This window comes from Aequoribacter sp. (assembly GCF_965659035.1).
GTDB lineage: Bacteria > Pseudomonadota > Gammaproteobacteria > Pseudomonadales > Halieaceae > Aequoribacter.
Genome location: NZ_CBFHWH010000162.1, coordinates 1 through 1986, shown reverse-complemented (window position 1 = coordinate 1986; position 1986 = coordinate 1). Strand labels below are relative to the sequence as shown.

Annotated in this window: 3 protein-coding genes; 2 read left to right on the top strand and 1 reads right to left on the bottom strand. The window is 50.9% G+C overall.

From position 1 onward, the window contains the following. Positions 1-271: type II toxin-antitoxin system ParD family antitoxin (locus ACTF5Z_RS12045; protein WP_438985847.1), on the top strand; the 271-nt coding region annotated here is incomplete at its 5' end. A 3-nt stretch (positions 272-274) separates the two neighbouring features. Then, on the top strand, positions 275-565 hold the full coding sequence (locus ACTF5Z_RS12040; protein WP_438985846.1) for a type II toxin-antitoxin system RelE/ParE family toxin: 291 nt from the start codon (positions 275-277) through the stop codon (positions 563-565). A 148-nt stretch (positions 566-713) separates the two neighbouring features. On the opposite strand, the gene ACTF5Z_RS12035 is transcribed toward ACTF5Z_RS12040, so the two are convergent. After that, the coding region (locus tag ACTF5Z_RS12035; protein WP_438985845.1) for an MBL fold metallo-hydrolase at positions 714-1986 on the bottom strand (1273 nt) is incomplete at its 5' end.

The following is a 1986-nucleotide window of genomic DNA, read 5'->3' as shown; positions in this document are numbered from 1 at the left end:
TGATGATATGTCGCAAGTCAAATCGCAAACACTTAGCCTCGGTGAATATTGGAATGCCTACATCGACGCAAATGTGGGCAAAAATCGACGTTATGCCAGCGCGAGCGAATTGGTGCGAGACTCGCTTCGTTTGCTCGAGGAGCGAGACGCTGACTCCGCCCTACAGAAACTCCGTCAAGCATTAATAGAAGGTGAAAAAAGCGGCGATGCGGGTGAGCTTGACATGAACGCCGTCAGAGCTGAGGCCAAATTCACCGCCGGACTAGGGTAATTAATGCGCCAAATTCGTGTTCAGTCAAAGGCACAGAGAGACTTGAAAGACATATGGCTTTATACGCATGAAAACTTCGGGTTAGAGCAAGCGGACAAGTACTTTGATGAGCTCGAAATTGGTATGAATACCATTCAAGAGAATCCAAAAGTCGGCAGGCGATGCGACGGTATCCGAGAGGGCTACCGCCACTACAAAATAAATCATCACTTTATTTTTTACACAGTGACAGCAAATACCATCCGCGTTGTGCGAGTACTACACGAATCGATGAATATTGAATTACATTGGTAGAGCTCCATCAGTGACTAGCCCTGTTTTTACACACTCCCCACTCCATGCAGTTAACCTATGTGACCTTTCCGGCATCCAAATGCTCGAAGGTTTAATTGAAGAATTGCGCGATCATTGTACTTTTGGATATCGGCACCCACGACCAAGTTTATTGATCTAACCGCGCCATACGCCACTTAAGCTCAGCCATGTGACCTAAATACACAGAGATTTCATTCAACGGCGTACCCGGCACAATGCGTTTTGCGTAAACGTCCATACTCAAATCTAAAACCGCACGATTTCGAGGGTAGGCCTCCAGGGCCCAATCGGCAAATTGGCTCGCTATGGCGATATCCGATGCCATCATCGCCTGAGTTTTCTCTAAAAATGCATCTATACCACCCGCAGCCTCAATCACAGCCAGCGCGATTGTTCGAGTTCTGGGTGCCTGCCAGTGCGATGGGACGCCGTCCCACCAGCCGGTGTACTGACGCACTGCCATCTTCGCTAGATCGGTCACGGTATTGTAATAGGGATCCAGATCGGGGTGGTCTTTTAGCTCAAGTGGCAATTCCACACTATGGATAATCGCGTCTTGGCTCATACCCGCGTTCAAGCCTTGAGTCACTTGGGCAACAATCGATTCAAAGGCGCTGGCTACCGTATCGAGTTTTTCTTGAACGAGGTCCGCGCCTTGAATGACCGGTCCGTGCATGGGCAGCAGCGTGTCGGGCTTGGTAGCCGCCATGGCACGCAGTGCTTGGGCCCACTCGTCGATGTGTCGCTGGCGACGTTTACCGTTGCCGGCGTTGGGCAAAAACGGCTGATGAAAGTCACCACTGACCACAATGTTCCGCTCAGGCGCATGAATCCAAACGTGGTCTTCAGTCTCGCCACGGGCAGCGTGTAGTACAAAGGTCTCGCCGCCCATAACCAAGCTCTTGGTCCCAGTAAAGGTCTCGGTCGGAGCAACCATTTCGGCCATGGTACGCGGAATATCTCTAGGGTCTTGGTTATTCATACGCGCATTCGCAAAATTAGCCAGCTGAACATCTAAGCCCATTTCGGTTAGGAACGCGTCAGAGGCAATAATGCGTGGCGTCAAGCCAGCTTGCTGAAAAGCCCACGCACCGTATGCATGGTCCAAATGATGGTGGGTAAAAACAATGGTGTGTAGTGGTTTTTCGCTGATTTCTTTTAAAACATCAATCAGCACAGGGCCTGCGGGCGCGTAACCGGTATCCAATAACAGCAAGCCTTCGTCGGTTTCCATGACCGCCACATTCACCCAGGGCATGACGATGAACCAAGTGCGTGAATCAATTTGCTGAACGTCCATCATCTCGCGCACATCTTGCCGGGCTTCTTCAGAGGTACGACTGGCCATGTGGTGCGCAATCACTCGCGACGAGGGACCACCAAACCCATCGTGTTTACTG